Raw genomic sequence first — 18,013 nt, forward strand, 5'->3', positions numbered from 1 at the left:
ATAACAAGTTTTTCTTTTACTTGATCGATAGGTTTATCAATTAAATTAATTACATTAACTATAGCTACTCACCTCATCTTGCTTTTATAATGTTGGTCCAATAAATAAATATAATCGTCCCCATCCACATTAAAATTACTGACAAGTATGTTTTTTAATTCAACTGTATTTGTATAGTCATATTGGACATCTTTAATTTTTTTCCCTTTATAAAACTCCTTATAGCTATTGTTAACTAGAAATAAAAAAGTATCTTCATCTTTCCATTTATTAATATATAAATTTTGAAGAAAGGTATTATCTTCATTCATCGAATTTTCCCATTCACGCCAAAAATCATGAACACTTAGGAAGCTACCATCCCACCTTTTTGCGGGTTCTCCGCCACACAGAAGGGTGCCGCTTTCATTTTCAGGCATATACCTCCATTCAACAGAATGCACGTGATTTGTTACTATCCAATTTTCTCTTAATGGGAAAGGCTTAAATAATGGCGCCCAAAAACCAACATCAACGTAAAACTCTTCCGTATCGTAGCTGACAACTAACGCAAAATGTAGTTCCTCTAATTTAATTATTTTCACTTCATAATTAAGTGAATGTAACAGATTATAAAGACCCCACGTGAGATGAAAGCATGTCCCACCATAACCATTTTGAGAAACAGATTGGATATATTGATTAACATCTACGTAATTCTCTTTTAATATTTTTTTAGCGTTATAATCTTGAGATTTTCTAACTGTATCGAATGGTATAGCTAACTGATGATTTAAGATAATTCGCGAAAGCAAGTCAAAACGTGGTAAATGTAAGAGCATAGAGTCATCAATGCTCAATAATCTTAAATATTCTCTATATGCCATCATGTAAACTCCCCCTTTTGACCAATACAATATAAATATAGTGGCACTTCATCTAATGGTAGATTAAGTGCACTATGTAATTTGTCATCATAAAAGCCACCAATAGCACAACAACCTAAATCTGGATTATCCATAATTGCCCTCGAAATATTTTGACCGATGTGACCTGCTTCAAGAAGGGCGTATCTATACCCTCTTGCTCCGTATTTATTAATTATGTCTTCCATTCTTGCCGTCATTACTATGACAAATGGAGCGCTATAAACAAAACTATTATTAATAGGTAGAAATGAATCAAACGCTATTGCATCACGTATATAATTAAGTTTTGCTTCTGATCTAAGGTAATGATATGTTCCTTTTAAATAATGGCTAGTAGATGTTAGCACATACATTTCAATTGGATACAATCCACCAGCTGAGGGGGTTAAAGATTTAATTTCTTCCCCCTTTTTCTCTAAAAAGTAGCTCTTTTTTAATATTTGTAAAAGTACATCCATTGTTAAATCCACTTTTTCATAACTTCTAAAGGAACTTGTTATAGTACCGTTAACATTCGACACATCGCAATAATTTTTATGACTAAGTGGATATAGTTTGCCATCACTATCTATGTTAAAACTTTTCCCCGGAGCATTTAAAATTTGCGAAAGATAGTTTTTTGAATTATTATGATAAAACTCGTAAATATATGAATCTCTCAAATAAAGCCCTCCTTATGGAAATGGGTGTGGTTCTGTATTTATTTTTCTACCTAATTTAGAAGCCGTTTCTTGTAACCTTGGGCAATTGAGTAGTGGATCATTAATTGAGAGAAAACACAAAGTGGGTATTATCACTCTTACAACAGATAACCCCATTTGTTTTACATCTTCAGTTGTAATTTCACTATAATATATTTTATGACCTAGACGAGTAATCCTTTCAACTGCGTCAGTAAATTGCACACTACGGTCTTCTACGGCAATTTTAGGTATAGAATTAGGAAGGAGCTGCAATAAAATTTCATCATTATTGCCAGCTAAATAATATAGTGGATGATCATCTAAAGTAGATGTATGATCAAGCTTTTTAGGAATAGGCTCTTTATAGTGATTTATCAACTCATAATAAATCGAAAATCCTCCTAACCCTTCTTCAATTGACTTTCTAATTGCATGCAAGTATTCGAGTGAGCTAGCACACCCTAAGTAAAATCCAGCATTCCCTGTAACTTTTACAACAGTTAATATTGTAGGCACTTCCAAATCAGTGCTAATATCATACACCCTCAATTGTAGATTGCTATTTTCAGCAAGCTCCAATAGTCTTTTTACATATTCGTTGTGAACCGTATTTAAATCAATTTCTCCTCGTACGCAACCAATTAACCAAAATTTTACAAATGCATCTCTTTCAATACATTCATTAAAACCACTTAAAATTGCTTTCTCTAAAGTTTGGCCACAAGCTAATCCAGTAGAAATTAAATCCCGTAATGGCAAATGACTAGGAGGGCTAGTTAGAAAAATCAGTTCAAATGGGACTAATATTTTTTTATTATCTACTACATCTTTTGCCTCAACCCATGCTCTCAGTTCGTTAACGTCGACTTCTTTGTACATCGTATTATTCTTATATTGTTCATCTGTATATCGAGTAATAATTGTAGGATTAAGTGCCTGATGACTAATATCTGCATATTTTCCGATATAAATGTCTTTCATATTAAACTGATTAGCACAATACCTCTCAACACTTTCTCCAATTGCAGCAGACTTAGCATGCTCCCTACTTATTGAAAAGCCAGAGCCACTACTTATATAATGATTATCACCATTAATTACTGCTAAATAGCGAAATAACCTAGGTGACCCTGGCAAAGGGTAAATTTCGTTTAATGTTGAAATAAAGCTTGCTCTTAAAGTATCCTCTATTATTATTTGATTACTCATAAACTAACCTCACCCCTACAAAACTCACAGTCAGGCATTTGATATACAGGATATTTTTTAATTTCAAGTTCCTCAGCGTCAAAAACGATTTCAGTATTAAAGCATAGTGTTGGCGTTTTAGCTCTACAGTACTTTAATAATTCTTTTTCAATAAAAGGCGCTAAAAAAGCTTCTAAATTGCCTAAACTTTTATTTTTTATAGGCTCTTCCTCCGCTCTACTAAGGCGTTTTTGGAAGCAATTGTAACAAGGACCTCCATCAGGAAAGAAAATCGGTCCCATAAAAAGTTTAGAATAGCTAAAGGAATATTTTAACCACGGGACTTCAATAGCTCTTAAACGTTTATGTACCTGTGAAAAAAAACTACTACCATCATTATCAAGTGCTATTACAATGTCTGTGTTTTCTAATGAGATATTTTCTAAATTAGTAAAAGTTATAATTTGATTTAAAGTAGGAATGTCAAAAATTCGCTGTAACTTTTCACTATTTAAACTTCCAGAAACTATGCTCACTTTCAGCAATGGTGCATCATTAATCGAAACAATTCCAACTTTCTCTAAATCACTTATATTATTTAATAATTCATGTTCTTCCATATGGATTAATTCACTTATTTTTGTCAAAGGAATTGTACCTGTTAAATAAGGAAATAACTGATTAAAATTTGTTACACCTTCTCCATCTATCTCATAACCTACTCGATCATTAATAAATATTAGCTTTTCAGATAAACGTTGTAGTTCCCCGTTTGATTGAATATACATATTTATCACCTCAAAGTTACAAAAAAGTAGCAAATTTAAAAATTCGCTACTTTTTTAAATTTTTATATCTAGATGGTACGAAAATATTTGCTCTTATTTTTTTAATGGACGAGCTTCACTTCCACCTCCACAACAGCAACCAGCTTGTAGTAATTGTTGTGAATCTTTTTTAGTTTTTGTGTTTAATGATTGAACATCTACACTTTTAATTGTTAATTTCATATTTAACACCTCCTTGTATATAATTATACTAATTTTTAATATTTTTACAATAAATATATTTATTGAATTATAAAATTACTTATTTTTATGTGCACTTTATAAATAAACTTATTGTAATAGTGTTATAATAAATAAAAACAATTGGAGGCACCCTATGTGGACACAATATATGATTGAAACCCCTCGAGGACACTTTGAGTATTTTAAAATGGGAAATGGTGAACCAATTTGTATAACGCATCAATATACGGAGTTTAATAGTAAGGGCAATATATTCGCAGCTCCTTTTACTAAACACTATACTGTCTATTTAATTAATTTAAGAGGCTGTGGAAACTCTAGCGATTCAACATTAACTGATGACTATAGTTTTATGACTAGTGTTAAAGATTTGGAAGCAATCAGAATATCACTAGGCTTGTCACAGTGGAGCTTTGCTGGTCATTCTGCTGGAGGTATGTTGGGTTTAATTTATGCGATAATGAAGCCAAATTCTTTACAAAAAATTATAGTAGGTGGTTTGTCCGCATCGTCAAAATATATGTCGCATCCAGATAGCATATATTGTAAAAGTAATCCTAATAATCCAAGGTTATTAGAAATTTTAAAACTTCTTAAAGATCCATCTAAAACTTTAGCAGAACGAAGAGCGTTAAATAAAGAATGGAATCTAATGTCCATTTATAAAAAAGAAGATTACGATAACATAATGTCTCGACCTAATAGTGGAAAGGCAGTAAACAAAAGATTAGATTATTTTATATCTACGGAACTAAAAAACTATGATATTACTGATAGCTTAAAAGAAATATATAGCCCTTCTTTTATTTATTGCGGAAGGTTTGATACACAATGTCCTTTAGTTTTTTCTGAAGAAATCGCCACGGCAATTAACAATTCTAGCTTAACGATATTTGATAAAAGTAGTCATAATCCATTTGTCGAAGAAGAAGAGGCATTTAATAATTTTGTTAAGTCGACTAAATAAAGAAAAAAGCTATTCCCCACATATAGGAGGAATAGCTTCTTGTTCATCATAGGATTAGTGTTGACTTGGTAAATCAGGTATATCTAGAACTTCTATAATATTGACTACTTCAATATTTTTAGGACTGTCCACCATTGCTGTTGGTTTTGTTGTTGGTCCACTAATAAAAGTTACGAAAAGAGTAGATACTACTAAAAATTGCGTTATTATTTTCTTCATATATTACCCTCCTTTTGAAATATTATACATAAATATTTTGATTTTTTCAATAAGTATTTTTATATAAATATTTACTTTAATAAAAAATTCCCGACAGCTGCAATGCAATCAGGAATCCCATATCATTGTCGTTTTTCAGTAAAATAATCTAATTTTACTTTTTCTATCACATCAAGGAATTCATAATTTCCCTCAATTTCGAAAATATGTTGCGCTTTCTCAAAATATTGTTCTGATTCCTTTACCCTATCTAAAATAACTAAATTCCTACCTATTTGGAAGTAAAGCTCTCCCAATAAATACAGTGACTCTTCTGTAACGCATATTTTAATTGCCTTCTTACATTCTAAAATAGCTTCTTCTTCTCTTTTTAAAGCTACTAAAGTTTTAGATAGACCATATAAAATTCTAATCTTCAGCACACTATCTTTTAAATTACTTAAATCGTATTCTGATTTACACTTTTGGAAGATTTCTAAAGAATTTTCATACTGCTGTACTTCAAAATAAATAATCGCAATACTATTATTTATACTAATAGTCTGCTCTGTATAATTTTCCTTACCGGTTAATTTTAAAGCGCTGTTTAATATATTTATAGCGTTAACACTATCTTTATTTAAATAAAAATCACATATGCCCTCATGCCATAGTAAAAACTGTTTATCTTCATTACTGCTAAAATTCGCCTTTTCTTTTTCCGTTTTTACTATATAATTTATAGCTTGATAATCACGATTTCTTATTAGTTTTCTTATTAATTTTTTTGTTTCCTCATTATCATCTTGATGTGTTTTCAATGAATTTTGTCCGAAGAAGTAGTTAATATCTAACTTTAATTTTTGAGCAATTTTAAATAACACTACACTAGATGGTACACTTTCACCTTTTTCAAAATTACTTATCATCGCTTGCGTACAAATTCCATCTGCTAGCTCCGCTTGTGTAATTCCTCTATCTTTACGTGCTTCTTTTAATTTACTTGAAATAAGTTCTAACATAATTCTCCTTTTCTTCTACAGTATATAGTTCTTATACTTACGTAATCACTTCTTTTTCTATGAGAGCCCACATGGTGCATATATTTGAAGAAGTTTGCTATTACTTTATAATATAAACTCCTTATCATTATAACTATTCTAATAATAAAAAAGTAATATGTCCATAACTCAATTAAAGCACCTAAAATTATTCCGTGCAAAGACAAGGAGCATTATTTAAACTAAATGTCGCTCCTTTCAAAATTTACTGTTGAAAAGAAAAAAGTGCTGTCACTCAAAATGTTTGAGCTAAGCACAAATTAGAAACTAGATATTATAAATTAAAGTTAATAAAAAACACCTTATAAATTCGTAATTTTATGGAAAAATAATATTTAACAGCTTAGCTTTAGACGAAATTTTTTATTAAAAAAGAAGTATCACATTGACCAATGCAATAGTGATACTTCGTTTAAAGCCGTTTAATATCCTATCTTACTCCAGTAGTAAAAAATCATAATCCCTAAAAACAGTAAAAAAACAATATACACCCAAACAATTGGATTCAGCATTGTTGCAAATTCTTCGACTGTCCCTGAAATCGGCGTATCTTTTTCCGATTTCCGCTCGGAAGTCATCTTTGCAATTCGCATTGTCGCCACAAAGGATATAGCCGCAATGATTGTAATTGCAATTAGAGCTGGTATTAACCACATACCCATAGACAAAACTCCTTTCTTTGCCCTTAGTATGCATCAATACAGCTCTTCATTATGCAATGATTTTTTTCGAGACTGCTCAAAAGCCTCACTTAAAAGCTGTGACATCGGCAAGTCCTTTTAACTGGATTCAACGACATTCATTCTTTTGCTGAAGCAAGTTAAAAAGGGGATTGATTTAGCCACTGTCCTCCATCCAATGTGACACATTCACCATTCATATAACGCGCCTTATCAGACATCATAAATGTTGCAAGATCGGCTACTTCCTCTGGTGTACCAATTCGTCCAAGTGGTACAGAATCAATTGTCATAGCAGCAGCTGCCTCTGATTCCCATAGTTTAGCTGCACCACCAGTACGTTCAATTGGACCTGGTGCAATCGCATTTACACGAATTCCATAACGTTTCCCCCATTCGACCGCTAAAGTTCTTGTCATTGATAATACGCCTGCTTTTGCAGCAGATGAATGTATTACACCAGCGCCTGCATTCCAAGCATAGGTCGCCACCATATTGATAATTGAACCGTTGATTTTATTTTTAATCCAATATTTGCCGATGGCAGAAGAGCAAAAGAACGTACCATTTAATACAATATCAACTACTGATTTCCAACCATTAGGCGTCAAATCCTCTGCACGAACGATAAAGTTACCAGCTGCATTATTCACTAGTCCATCAACTTGGCCAAATTTTCCAACAGCAAACGTGACCATCGCCTCTGCCTGCTCTGGTATACGAACATCCATTTGGAATGTTTCAATTGTTTTTCCTGCTTCTAATATAAACTTTTTAGCTTCTGCTAATCGCTCTTCATTACGACCTACTATAACAACATTTGCGCCTTCTGAAACGAATTGCTTTGCCATATAAAGCCCCATACCACTTGAACCACCTGTAATAATAATCGTTTTCCCCTGCAACATTCTGCTTCCCCCTTCGTTTTTCAAAAAAATGAATACTCATTCATTTTATTTTACTATATTTTCTCGAAAATGTCATATTAATTCTACAAAACTCTTTTTTATAGAAGTGCATGATTCAGAGTAGTGAAAAAAAAAACGTCAATAAGTGCACTTGACGCCTTTAATATTAATTATTAGATGATTACTGCCGTTGATTTTCGATGCGTGTATACGCGTAAGGCGCAACCCTCGCTAGTTTGAAGTTTGTTGCGGCTTACATATTGTGCTTTCCTGCTTTCCTGCTTGAGTTACCGCCTTTCACTCCAATCAAATGTTAAATATTTTTTTAAAATTGTTAATTTCCGATTTCTTCATACTCAACTATTCCATTAGTGTCAGTAGGGTTACCTGATAAACTTCCTATAAATACTGCAATTGCTAAAAATATAGCAATAAAGATTATCCCTATTAAAACTATTACTGTAATCCATACTTTTTTGCTACTCTTTTGTTTAATTTGATACCTATTTTCAGAGAAGGATGCACTATACAATTGTTGAAACTCAGCTTTAATTTCTTTCGCTAATTCATTGGCTGGGAGAAAACTTTTTAATACCTGTTCTACGGATTTACCATCATTTACTGATTGCAATAAATGGTCTTTTACTTCCACGATATGATGATCTCTATCCTTTTTTGGTAATGGCTCCAACTCAAATTCCAGTTGACGTATATATTCATTTATCTTCCGATTATCCACTTCTAATCCATCCCCTTAATTTCTTCAAAATATTTTAATATTGATTCTAACTCCTTCAGTCGATTTTCTACTAATGCCTTTCCTAAATCTGTGATACGGTAATACTTTCTAATTCTTCCTTCGTATTCTTCTGAAAATACATCAACATAATCATTCGCCGTCAAACGTTTTAATATTGGATAAATTGAGCCATCAGAAATAGAAAAACACTTGCTCTCTTTCAATTCTTTAGTCAATTCATAGCCATACATCGTTTTTTTCTGTAGCATCATTAAAATAGCAATTTCAAATAAACCCTTAAGATATTGCGTATTATTATTTTTGTTGTCCATAAGGTAATTATATTTTACCAATACATATGTATCAATTACATATATGTATAATTAATACATATCATTTTTTATTTGTGTAAGGAACAGTGCATTATAAATGCCACAATATGACGTCTAATTTTATGTAATATCAACTCCTTTTTATTTTTCAACACAAAATTTCAAATAAAAAGTGCCTTCCTCTATTACATAAAGGAAGACACTCAGACTTAATTGTTTAAAACTCATAATAATAAGCAATTTTGTAAAGCGCCATTAACTCGTCGTGCGTTGGCACTTTAGGGTTATTTCCTGGACTACCACTTGCAATTGCATCGGTTGCCATTTTTGGAATTGCCGCAAAAAATGCATCCTCCTCAATTCCCCATTGCTGTAAATTGCCAATGTTCATCTTTTTACACAGTTTTTTTATTGATTCAATTACTAAATTTGCTAGCTCTTCTTGTGTTCCATTTTTTCCATCCTTATTAAAAAATTGTCCTATGTCTGCTAAGCGATCCACACATGCATCCTTAGTAAAGTCTAATACCGCTGGTAGCAGCATCGCATTTGAAATTCCATGAGGCACATGGAAGAGTGCACCTATAGGACGTGACATACCATGCACTAAAGCTACTGATGCATTGGAAAACGATAGTCCTGCTTGCATGGAGCCTAGAGACATCGCCTCTCGCGCATCGATGTCATCACCATGCTCATAAACTTTTAACAAATTATTAATAATTAAATCCATCGCCGATAATGCTAATACATTTGAATATGGATGTGCTAAACGTGATAAATAGCTTTCAATAGCATGGCTTAATGCATCAATGCCAGTCGCAGCTGTGATGGCTGGTGGAGAAGTTATCGTTAACATTGGGTCGACAATTGCAACTGGTGGCATAAAAGCTTGTTGTTTTATCATCATTTTTACATCATTAGTCGTGTTGGTAATAACGGTAGCATCTGTAGCTTCTGAGCCTGTGCCTGCTGTAGTCGGGACTGCTATATGTGGAATAGGCGCTTGCTCAGCGATTTTCGCCATTTTCATGTAATCACCAATGTATCCACCGTTTGTTGCTACAACAGCAATCGCTTTAGCTGTATCAATGCAACTTCCCCCACCGACAGAAATGATGACATCACATTGCGCAGATAGCAAAATTTCAAGACCTTCTGCTACATACGTATCCACTGGCTCAGTTGTTACCCCTAAATACGAAACCGCTTCCAAACCATTGACTGTCAATAATGACTTACACTGATTGACAAACCCTAAGCTATCCATTATTGGATCGCTAACGATTAGTGCCTTCGTACCTAGTTTTTTAGCATATAGACCAACCTCTTCGAAAGCATCTCTTCCATAAATAATTGTCCCTGGAGAATTTACAGTGAAGGTTGTTTTTGTTTGAATCATAACGCATCTCTCCTCCATTATTGAGCAGTATAACCGCCATCTAATACAATCGCCTGACCTGTTAAGCCTTTTGCTACATCACTAGCTAAATAGAGTGCAAGTCCTGTAATCTCTGAAACGTCTAACAAGCGCTTTTGAGGGACAAGAGGGTATAAAACCTGCTCCAGTACTTCTTCTACTTGGATACCCCGTGTCTTTGCTAAATCTGTAAACTGATTACGGACTAATTCCGTATCCACATATCCTGGACATATAGCATTAACAGTAATACCATCATTGGCCACTTCAAGTGCTGCGACTTTGGTTAACCCGATTAGCCCATGTTTTGCGGCATTGTATCCTGCTTTACCAGCAAAACCAATAACGCCGTTTATTGATGCCATATTAATAATGCGTCCAAATTTATTTTTCTTCATATGAGGTAATGCATATTTCATTGTGACAAATGGTGCAACAAGCATTACTTTTTGCATTTGTTCAAATATTTCAGTCGGAAAATCCTCGATGTAAGAAACATGTTGGAATCCTGCATTATTAATTAAAATATCAATTGTGTTAAATTTCTCAACGGTGAAGGCAATCGCATCGCCAATTGCTTGTTCATCTGTAACATCACATGTATAAGCTGTTAATAGTGGATTTTGTTCTACCGCTTCAGCTAAGCGTTGCTCATTCATATCCGAAATAACAACATTCGCCCCTTGCTCAGCAAAAGCTTGAGCAATTGACAGACCAATTCCACGTGCAGCGCCAGTAATAAATACTGTTTTGCCATCAATCACTTCGTTTCCCTCCTACATTCCAATTGAGAATAATATAATCGCAATAACTGTACCAATAATTGGTATAATGACTGTCAATGCCCCGAAAGGCAAATAGGCATCCTTATGTTTTTCATTACATACAGAATTTATCGTCGTCACAACATAGCCGCCATGTGGCAATGAATCAAGCGAGCCAGAAGCAATCGCGATTGTTCGGTGTAATGCTTCCGTATTTACTCCCATGTCAATATAATGAGGAGCAAGTAATGGCATCGCAATCGTTTGCCCACCTGATGCTGACCCTGTTAAACCTGCAATAACAGCGATAGCAATAGCACCGCCAATTAATGGATTTCCAGGAATATTGGTCATTAAATCTACAGTTGCAACGAATGATGGTGTAGCTTTTACAACACCCCCAAAGCCTACTACTGCAGCCGTATTAGCAATAGCTACAACAGCACCCATCGCACCTGCTGCGAGTGTCGCACTAACAGATTTTGAATACTTATAACTTACTAAATATGCCATAATACAACCGCTCGTTAGCGCAACGATTAAAGCCGACGTGCCAAGTGAGTCATGGAAAATAAACGAAATCAGTAAAACTACTAATAATGGCACTAAGCTTAAAATAGGGCTAGGTAGCTTACGTGTTTCGTCAACTACTGGATCCGTTGAACGTTCAATAAACACTTCACCCTTTTTCACTGCACGTTTAATCATCCAGTTCAACCATAGTGCGCCACCCACCGCCATAAATACTGCGACCACAATACTAACTTCCCATCCTGCATATGGTGTCGTATGTAAGTATTCAATCGGAATCCAGTTCTGAATCTCTGGTGAGCCTGCTGATGTCATCGTAAAAGTCACAGATCCCAAACCAAGTGCCGCAGGAATAAAACGACGCGGGAAATTCGCTTGCTTAAATAAACTAATAGCCATCGGATAAACAGAGAAAGCTACAATAAATACCGAGACACCACCATACGTTAAAACTGCTGCTGCAGCCACCACAGCAAAAGTAGCATATTTCACGCCAATTTTTTCAACAATCCATTTGGAAACACTATCTGCTGCACCTGTATCTTCCATTACCTTTCCAAAGATTGCACCTGCCATGAACATTAAATACCAAGAACCAACGAAGCCAGTAAATCCATTCATATAACTCGTTAAGAAATTAGCTTGATTGTCATTTGCAGTTTGTGGGAAGAAAGCTAGACCATTCGTTACAGCCGCTATTAAAGCTGTTAATGGTGCTGAAATAAGTAAATTGACACCTCTCATTGTTAAATAGACTAAAAGTGCTAAACTTCCAAAAAGTCCAATATACGCTAACATCCACATCCCACCTATCTTTTTATAGAAAGTGCTATGTTACATCCAATATTATTCGTATTTTTACGCAATAGGTGAAGCTTTCCGCGGGCAAGCATTGAACAGATTCCCTCACTACGCTTTAGTCTCGAGTTGTTCGTTCGCTTGTTCTTCCCGCTGGAGTCACCACCTTTTGTTCCATTGAAATTCGTTATTTTCCTTTTAATACTATTTATGAAATTAACTCAAGTGATACAGCTCTATCCATTAATCGTTATTACTTGGGAATGCAAATGTAGATGCCGATGAAGCATTACTTGTCATCCAGCGTTCAGAAATTGTTTTAGTCTTTGTAAAGAAACGTGCCTGATCTGGTCCAAACATATGCCCCTCACCAAAACGTGAGCCTTTAAATCCAGCAAAGTTATGGTAACCAACAGGAATTGGAATTGGTACATTCACACCTACCATTCCTACATCAATCTCTGTTGTAAATTTCCGAGCTGCAAGCCCATCATTTGTAAAGATCGTAACTCCATTGCCAAGCTCATGCTCGTTAATAAGCTCGATTGCCTCTTCTAATGAATCCACGCGTACGACATTGCGGGCAGGTCCAAATACTTCTTGCTCATATATTTCCATACCTGGTTTTACATGATCTAATAATGTAGGACCTACAAAAAATCCTTTTGATTCGTTTACAATAGCTAGCTCACGACCATCACAAACAACAGTTGCCCCTTCTGATTCCCCTTTATCAATTGCAGCAAGAATTGCTTCTTTAGATTGCTGTGATATAACTGGACCAAAGTCTGTATCCTTATCTGTATAAGCGCCTACTTTTAATGCTGTAATTTTTTCTTTTAATATTGCTACTAGACGATCTGCTGTTTCTTTACCAACAGGCATTATTGTAGAAATTGCCATACAACGTTGTGATGCTGCTCCATATGCTGCACCGATAAATGCATTTGCAACTTGCTCAAGGTCTGCATCAGGCATTACGACCATATTATTTTTTCCTCCGCCTAAAGCAGTGACACGTTTACCATATTTTGAACCTGTTTCATAAATGTATTTAGCAACCGGTGTTGAACCAACAAATGAAATCGCTTGCACAATTGGGTTTTCTAAAAGTTCATTTACTGCATCTTTATCGCCATTCACTACTGTCCAAATACCATCTGGCAACCCAGCCTTTTTCCATAGCTCACTCACATATAACGCTGTCATTGGTACTCTCTCCGATGCTTTTAATACAACGGCGTTCCCTACAGCAATAGCCATACTCGTTTGTGCTAACGGCACCATAATTGGAAAATTAAATGGAGAGATTGCCGCTACAACACCTAAAGGATACTTAGCCGAATAGGCATTAATTTGCCCGCCAACGTTTACAGAGTACTCTCCTTTTACTAGATGGGGAGCACCAATTGCTAAATCAACCGACTCTAGCCCTCGTGTAATTTCACCTCTTGCATCTTCAATCGTTTTACCACTTTCCGTACAAATAATTTGTAATAATTCTTCCATATTATCTGTCACTAAATTACGGAATTTTAATACGACCTCCGCACGTTTGGATACTGATGTATCACGCCATTTAGGAAATGCTGCCTGTGCTTTAGCAATTGCCTCCCGTGTCTCTTCTACTGTTGCTAGTGGAACTTTTGCGATGATGTCACCTGTTGTAGGATTATAAACCGAACCGTACCGACCACTTTGCCCCTCAATCATTTCTCCACCGATAAAATGTGTTAAAGTTTTCACTTCTTGCGCTGTTGTCATAACTATTTTCCTCCTTTAATGTTGTTTAATAATGCATTTTTCCTTCAGACTTAAATAAGCTGCCGACATATCGTTTTCACCATAGCCCTCTGCTGATATATCATTGTAAAGATTCACTAGCTGTTCCCCTATCCGAAGAGGCACACCTGCTTCATCAGCCATATTTTTAGCTAGCCTTAAATCTTTTAGTAATAGATTTGTAGAAAAACCAGGCTCATAATTTTCATTTTTCATATATTCTAAGTAATTGCGTTCGTAAATACGACTTTGTCCATAGCTATTACTTAATACTTCGTAAAGTGTATTAGCTGGTATCCCCATATTTTCTCCAAGGACAATCGTTTCAGCTACCGCCTGTGTGTAAAAACCAATCATTAAATTGTTGAGTAATTTAATACGTGTACCGATACTAGGTGATGCACCAAGATGATAGACGTTTTTTCCAACTATTCCGAAAATTTCAGCTCCACTTTGATAATCTTTTTCTTCTCCACCTACCATAATTGTTAGAGTTGCATTGATTGCACCAATAACTCCACCACTTACAGGAGCTCCTAGATAACGTAAGCCCAATGATTGCGCCTTCTTATGTAGCACATCATTTAGCTCAGGATTTACTGTACTAAAATCTATCAGCAAGCTTTCTTGCTTAGCATTTTGTAAAATCCCTTCTTCTGATGTAAAGACATGTTCAACTATTTGCGGTGTTGGTAAGCTTGTCATAATGACATCACTTTGCTTTACAAGTTCTTGTGCAGTTGTTACACCCATACCACCTTCTGCAATAAATTGCTCCATTGCTTTTGTATTCGTGTCAAAACCGTACACTTCATAACCTGCGCGAAGTAAGTTAATCGACATTGGTAAACCCATATTGCCTAGGCCGATAAAACCTAATTTCTCTTTCATTCGAGTCCCCCCATTTCCTGTGAATTGCGTTAATAAGCGCTGATACACTAGCAAACTTTACGTTTTTATCGTAACATTAATAACGAGATACTCTTGATGACCGCGGTCACTGACTTCGGTCACTTAAATCATAAACAAACTTAATATAGCACGTCAATCAAAAAATTTTATATTTTCTGAATAAATTTTATGGTCATTATTATAGGATATTTTAATTACGGAGGCAGAAGGGCATGAATTCGTTAACTACTCGCCAAAAAAAGGCATTAGAAACTCGGGAAAAACTACTCAAAACTTCATTAGATTTATTTAATAAACATGGATATGAGCATGTGTCTGTTGAACAAATTACGAAAGCATGTAACGTATCAAAGGGGACTTTCTATACACATTTCCCATCCAAATATGATGTTATTTTGGAAAAATTCGAGGAGCTTGATAGTTTTTATAGTACAGTCGAAAAAAATATTGATCAAACATTATCGGCAAGTGACAAAATTCTCGCGCTTTATAAGGAGCAAATGCTTTATTTAACAAATGTTGTTGGAAAAGATTTATTGCGAACAGTATATTCTGCCGCAATGACCAATCAAGTTGAACAAAACCATTATTTAATTAGCCCTCAACGTAAAATCTTCCAAATTATCAATACTTATATTGAAGAGGGCGTTCAGCAAGGAGAATTTGATAACGGTTTACAAGCGAAACAAATGCAACAAATTATTCAGCGCTGCATGCGCGCGAATGTTTATGATTGGTTAATTCATAACGAGGAATTTGATTTAGTTTCAGAAATGGCACACTTTACAGCAGTTGTTCTAAATGGCATGAAGGTTCATCCTACAAAATAGCAAAAATTACAATAAGAGCACCTCGATATTGTCGAGGTGCTCAGAGTGTTGACAGAAAGTATATGGAAGTTCTTGCTCACTATTTTTTAATTAGTTGATTGGAGCGAAGAGTGGGCAACTGCTGCGTGAACAGCACAAAACGTAAAACGCAACAAACCGCGCATTAGCGAGGGTTGCGGCTTACGACGTGCCCGCGGAAAGCGCCCGCCCATAGCGGAAATCAACGGCAATGTGCTATCAATTACCCGACAAAATATTGTGCAACAATCGTTTCAACGGGTAAAGGTTTATTGTATAAATAGCCCTGCCCTTTTTGACAACGATGACGTTTCAAGAATGCTACTTGTGATGGCTCTTCAATGCCTTCAGCAATTACTTCAAGTCCTAAATTATGGGACATCGAAATAATGGCTTTAATAATCGCCTCATTTTTATCATCCTTTTCAATATCAGCAATAAACGATTGGTCGATTTTTATAATATCGATTGGATAGCGTTTCAAGTAGCTAAGTGATGAATAGCCAGTGCCAAAATCATCGACCGAAACATAAACTCCTAGCTGCTTCAGTTCCGTTAAAATTGAATATGTTTCATGGACATTGGTCATTGAGCTTTCTGTAATTTCTACTTCAATTAATTGTGGTGCGACATTATATTTTTTCAATGTTGCTTTAATCTTCCGCGCGAAGTTTTCTTTTCTAAATTGTTTTGGAGATATGTTGATAGCGATTCTGACTGGTCGATAGCCCTTCACATTCCATTCCTTTTGATAGCGACAAACCTCATTAATAATCCAATCACCAATTTCAACAATTAAGCCTGTCGCCTCGGCAATAGGTATAAATTGCGCTGGGGATACAAAACCAAATTTACGATTATTCCACCGCAATAACGCTTCAAAGCTATTAATGCTATTATCATTTAAATTCATTTGTGGCTGTAGATGTATACTTAGCTCATTAAACTCAATGGCACGACGTAAATGGGCCTCCATCAATGCCTCATTTGGAAACACATTAGTCATATCATCCCGATAATAGCGGTAATGTGAACGTCCGTGCTCCTTCGCTGAAAATAAAGCTTGATCGGCCTTTCTCACAAGAGTTTCTATATCCTTACCGTCAGCGGGACTTAAGGAAATACCAATTGAAACACTGATAAAATACTCCTGTTCATCAATCATAAAGGGCTGTTTCAACGAGTCTAATATTGAATTAGCTAATTGCTCTATTTTATCGATTGTTGCATCCTTTAAAAGAAAAATAAATTCGTCGCTATTATAACGATAAAGTGAGCATGTTGAGTAACAAAGTTCACGAAGTCTATGAATAAACATCCGCATTAGTTCATCACCCTTACTTTCACCAAGGGACTCATTAAATTTTTTAAAGCGATCTATATCTACTAAAATAATTGTTGCCTGCTGATTTTCACTTTGTTTATCGCTCAAATGCTGTTGCCAATGCTCTTTAAACGCTCTACGATTCCAAATACCTGTCAATTCGTCCTTTAAGGCTAAATAATAAAAAGCACTGTGATCACTCTTAAACGATTTCGGGTCTTTTACAAAAAAATGTACCCCTATTATTTCTCCATTAAAATAAGTTGGATGTATACGCAAATAAAATGGTTCGCTACTTAGTAAATTGCGCTTAAATAAACATTTAGCCATATCCAATGTAGCGCCTTCAATCGTTTTAGCAAATAATAATTGTACTTCGTTTACATAGTTGCACTCCAATAATGAAAAAATATCAAGTCCTATAAGACTGTGATGTTCCCTCGACAATACAGACGTAGCAGCAACGTTTTGATGAATAATACGACCTTGTAAATCAGTCGTTAGCACAGGACACACATGTTGTTCAACGAATTGCAAATAAGGCTTCGTATCATTCTGTTCCTCACGTAAAATAACAGCTATAAGTGATGCTTCCAATTGCTGTACACTTACAGCAAACGATTTTTGCATTTGCTCAGTCTCTGAATAAAGCTCAATCTTACGTGCAATGTTAAATTCTTGTTGTACAATTTTCAATAATTGCTGCCAACATTGCTTAGTAAAGAATCGGTCTGCTTTCGTTGCTTTCACATCGTGCAACACTATAGCTAATGGGAGTTTATCGTTATAGTGAACAATTTCAAATTCCCCATTATCAGCTTTTTTCAAGCATATAACTGCATCAAACGGATTAAGCAGTGCCATCTGTCGATAGTTTGCGAATTGCGCTACATTTTCTCTATATTTTTTCATTATATCCCTCTCTAGGTAGCGTGTTTA

At 35.1% G+C, this 18,013-nt stretch carries 19 protein-coding genes; 2 read left to right on the forward strand and 17 right to left on the reverse strand.

Features of this window, described 5'->3' with window-relative positions; translation table 11 throughout:
• Positions 1 to 68: 68 nt before the first annotated feature.
• The 5 genes from NSQ74_RS22005 to NSQ74_RS22025 all read right to left on the reverse strand — a co-directional run bounded on the left by NSQ74_RS22005 (position 69) and on the right by NSQ74_RS22025 (position 3,789).
• Positions 69 to 869 (reverse strand): arylamine N-acetyltransferase, encoded by an 801-nt coding sequence (locus NSQ74_RS22005; protein ID WP_340826135.1) that lies wholly within the window; start codon positions 867 to 869, stop codon positions 69 to 71.
• Positions 866 to 1,570 (reverse strand): SagB/ThcOx family dehydrogenase, encoded by a 705-nt coding sequence (locus NSQ74_RS22010; RefSeq protein ID WP_340826136.1) that lies wholly within the window; start codon positions 1,568 to 1,570, stop codon positions 866 to 868. Before NSQ74_RS22010 ends, NSQ74_RS22005 begins: the two co-directional genes overlap by 4 nt.
• A 12-nt stretch (positions 1,571 to 1,582) precedes the next feature.
• Entirely contained in the window at positions 1,583 to 2,800 is a 1,218-nt protein-coding gene (locus NSQ74_RS22015; protein ID WP_340826138.1) for a YcaO-like family protein, read from the reverse strand.
• Positions 2,797 to 3,567, reverse strand: coding sequence for a hypothetical protein (locus NSQ74_RS22020; protein ID WP_340826139.1), 771 nt, complete (start codon positions 3,565 to 3,567; stop codon positions 2,797 to 2,799). Before NSQ74_RS22020 ends, NSQ74_RS22015 begins: the two co-directional genes overlap by 4 nt.
• A gap of 93 nt (positions 3,568 to 3,660) precedes the next feature.
• Positions 3,661 to 3,789 carry a hypothetical protein gene (locus tag NSQ74_RS22025; protein WP_340826140.1) on the reverse strand — a complete coding sequence of 43 codons (129 nt, stop codon included), beginning with the start codon at positions 3,787 to 3,789 and terminating at the stop codon, positions 3,661 to 3,663.
• A 154-nt stretch (positions 3,790 to 3,943) separates the two neighbouring features.
• On the opposite strand from NSQ74_RS22025, the gene NSQ74_RS22030 reads away from it, so the two are divergent.
• A complete protein-coding gene (locus NSQ74_RS22030; protein WP_340826141.1) occupies positions 3,944 to 4,777 on the forward strand; it encodes an alpha/beta fold hydrolase in 834 nt (277 codons plus the stop codon).
• A 54-nt stretch (positions 4,778 to 4,831) separates the two neighbouring features.
• On the opposite strand, the gene NSQ74_RS22035 is transcribed toward NSQ74_RS22030, so the two are convergent.
• The 11 genes from NSQ74_RS22035 to NSQ74_RS22085 all read right to left on the reverse strand — a co-directional run bounded on the left by NSQ74_RS22035 (position 4,832) and on the right by NSQ74_RS22085 (position 14,881).
• Entirely contained in the window at positions 4,832 to 4,996 is a 165-nt protein-coding gene (locus NSQ74_RS22035; RefSeq protein ID WP_340826143.1) for a hypothetical protein, read from the reverse strand.
• 122 nt (positions 4,997 to 5,118) lie between these two features.
• Positions 5,119 to 5,997: a helix-turn-helix domain-containing protein gene (locus tag NSQ74_RS22040; RefSeq protein WP_340826144.1), complete on the reverse strand. Its 879-nt coding sequence runs from the start codon at positions 5,995 to 5,997 to the stop codon at positions 5,119 to 5,121.
• Between the two features lie 461 nt (positions 5,998 to 6,458).
• A complete protein-coding gene (locus tag NSQ74_RS22045) occupies positions 6,459 to 6,698 on the reverse strand; it encodes a short-chain dehydrogenase (protein ID WP_340826146.1) in 240 nt (79 codons plus the stop codon).
• Positions 6,699 to 6,856: 158 nt separating this feature from the next.
• Complete coding sequence (fadH, locus tag NSQ74_RS22050; protein ID WP_340826147.1) at positions 6,857 to 7,624, reverse strand: 2,4-dienoyl-CoA reductase; 768 nt, start codon at positions 7,622 to 7,624, stop codon at positions 6,857 to 6,859.
• Positions 7,625 to 7,958: 334 nt separating this feature from the next.
• On the reverse strand, positions 7,959 to 8,363 hold the full coding sequence (locus NSQ74_RS22055; protein ID WP_340826148.1) for a DUF1700 domain-containing protein: 405 nt from the start codon (positions 8,361 to 8,363) through the stop codon (positions 7,959 to 7,961).
• 2 nt (positions 8,364 to 8,365) lie between these two features.
• Positions 8,366 to 8,695, reverse strand: a complete 330-nt coding sequence (locus tag NSQ74_RS22060; RefSeq protein WP_340826150.1) for a PadR family transcriptional regulator — start codon at positions 8,693 to 8,695, stop codon at positions 8,366 to 8,368.
• A gap of 217 nt (positions 8,696 to 8,912) precedes the next feature.
• Complete coding sequence (locus NSQ74_RS22065) at positions 8,913 to 10,097, reverse strand: iron-containing alcohol dehydrogenase (protein ID WP_340826151.1); 1,185 nt, start codon at positions 10,095 to 10,097, stop codon at positions 8,913 to 8,915.
• A 17-nt stretch (positions 10,098 to 10,114) separates the two neighbouring features.
• Positions 10,115 to 10,876 (reverse strand): 3-hydroxybutyrate dehydrogenase, encoded by a 762-nt coding sequence (locus tag NSQ74_RS22070; RefSeq protein ID WP_340826532.1) that lies wholly within the window; start codon positions 10,874 to 10,876, stop codon positions 10,115 to 10,117.
• Between the two features lie 15 nt (positions 10,877 to 10,891).
• Complete coding sequence (locus NSQ74_RS22075) at positions 10,892 to 12,208, reverse strand: GntP family permease (protein ID WP_340826152.1); 1,317 nt, start codon at positions 12,206 to 12,208, stop codon at positions 10,892 to 10,894.
• Between the two features lie 243 nt (positions 12,209 to 12,451).
• Positions 12,452 to 13,972 carry a CoA-acylating methylmalonate-semialdehyde dehydrogenase gene (locus NSQ74_RS22080; protein ID WP_340826153.1) on the reverse strand — a complete coding sequence of 507 codons (1,521 nt, stop codon included), beginning with the start codon at positions 13,970 to 13,972 and terminating at the stop codon, positions 12,452 to 12,454.
• 15 nt (positions 13,973 to 13,987) lie between these two features.
• Complete coding sequence (locus NSQ74_RS22085; RefSeq protein WP_340826154.1) at positions 13,988 to 14,881, reverse strand: NAD(P)-dependent oxidoreductase; 894 nt, start codon at positions 14,879 to 14,881, stop codon at positions 13,988 to 13,990.
• Positions 14,882 to 15,114: 233 nt separating this feature from the next.
• Here NSQ74_RS22085 and NSQ74_RS22090 point away from each other — a divergent pair, with 233 nt between their 5' ends.
• Positions 15,115 to 15,732, forward strand: a complete 618-nt coding sequence (locus NSQ74_RS22090) for a TetR/AcrR family transcriptional regulator (protein ID WP_340826155.1) — start codon at positions 15,115 to 15,117, stop codon at positions 15,730 to 15,732.
• 241 nt (positions 15,733 to 15,973) lie between these two features.
• Here the strand turns inward: NSQ74_RS22090 and NSQ74_RS22095 are convergent, their stop codons facing one another.
• Positions 15,974 to 17,986, reverse strand: coding sequence for an EAL domain-containing protein (locus NSQ74_RS22095; protein WP_340826157.1), 2,013 nt, complete (start codon positions 17,984 to 17,986; stop codon positions 15,974 to 15,976).
• Positions 17,987 to 18,013: the final 27 nt, after the last annotated feature.

The sequence above is a fragment of the Lysinibacillus sp. FSL W8-0992 genome, from assembly GCF_038008685.1.
Lineage (GTDB): Bacteria > Bacillota > Bacilli > Bacillales_A > Planococcaceae > Lysinibacillus.

Excerpts from the sequence above, each read along its gene's own strand:
- NSQ74_RS22090 (WP_340826155.1), top strand. The coding sequence starts at position 15,115 with ATGAATTCGTTAACTACTCGCCAAAAAAAGGCATTAGAAACTCGGGAA.
- NSQ74_RS22040 (WP_340826144.1), bottom strand. The coding sequence starts at position 5,997 with ATGTTAGAACTTATTTCAAGTAAATTAAAAGAAGCACGTAAAGATAGA.
- NSQ74_RS22005 (WP_340826135.1), bottom strand. The coding sequence starts at position 869 with ATGATGGCATATAGAGAATATTTAAGATTATTGAGCATTGATGACTCT.
- NSQ74_RS22030 (WP_340826141.1), top strand. The coding sequence starts at position 3,944 with ATGTGGACACAATATATGATTGAAACCCCTCGAGGACACTTTGAGTAT.
- NSQ74_RS22020 (WP_340826139.1), bottom strand. The coding sequence starts at position 3,567 with ATGTATATTCAATCAAACGGGGAACTACAACGTTTATCTGAAAAGCTA.
- NSQ74_RS22045 (WP_340826146.1), bottom strand. The coding sequence starts at position 6,698 with ATGGGTATGTGGTTAATACCAGCTCTAATTGCAATTACAATCATTGCG.
- NSQ74_RS22060 (WP_340826150.1), bottom strand. The coding sequence starts at position 8,695 with ATGGACAACAAAAATAATAATACGCAATATCTTAAGGGTTTATTTGAA.
- NSQ74_RS22035 (WP_340826143.1), bottom strand. The coding sequence starts at position 4,996 with ATGAAGAAAATAATAACGCAATTTTTAGTAGTATCTACTCTTTTCGTA.
- NSQ74_RS22095 (WP_340826157.1), bottom strand. The coding sequence starts at position 17,986 with ATGAAAAAATATAGAGAAAATGTAGCGCAATTCGCAAACTATCGACAG.
- NSQ74_RS22065 (WP_340826151.1), bottom strand. The coding sequence starts at position 10,097 with ATGATTCAAACAAAAACAACCTTCACTGTAAATTCTCCAGGGACAATT.
- NSQ74_RS22025 (WP_340826140.1), bottom strand. The coding sequence starts at position 3,789 with ATGAAATTAACAATTAAAAGTGTAGATGTTCAATCATTAAACACAAAA.
- NSQ74_RS22015 (WP_340826138.1), bottom strand. The coding sequence starts at position 2,800 with ATGAGTAATCAAATAATAATAGAGGATACTTTAAGAGCAAGCTTTATT.
- NSQ74_RS22085 (WP_340826154.1), bottom strand. The coding sequence starts at position 14,881 with ATGAAAGAGAAATTAGGTTTTATCGGCCTAGGCAATATGGGTTTACCA.
- NSQ74_RS22075 (WP_340826152.1), bottom strand. The coding sequence starts at position 12,208 with ATGTTAGCGTATATTGGACTTTTTGGAAGTTTAGCACTTTTAGTCTAT.
- NSQ74_RS22080 (WP_340826153.1), bottom strand. The coding sequence starts at position 13,972 with ATGACAACAGCGCAAGAAGTGAAAACTTTAACACATTTTATCGGTGGA.
- fadH (WP_340826147.1), bottom strand. The coding sequence starts at position 7,624 with ATGTTGCAGGGGAAAACGATTATTATTACAGGTGGTTCAAGTGGTATG.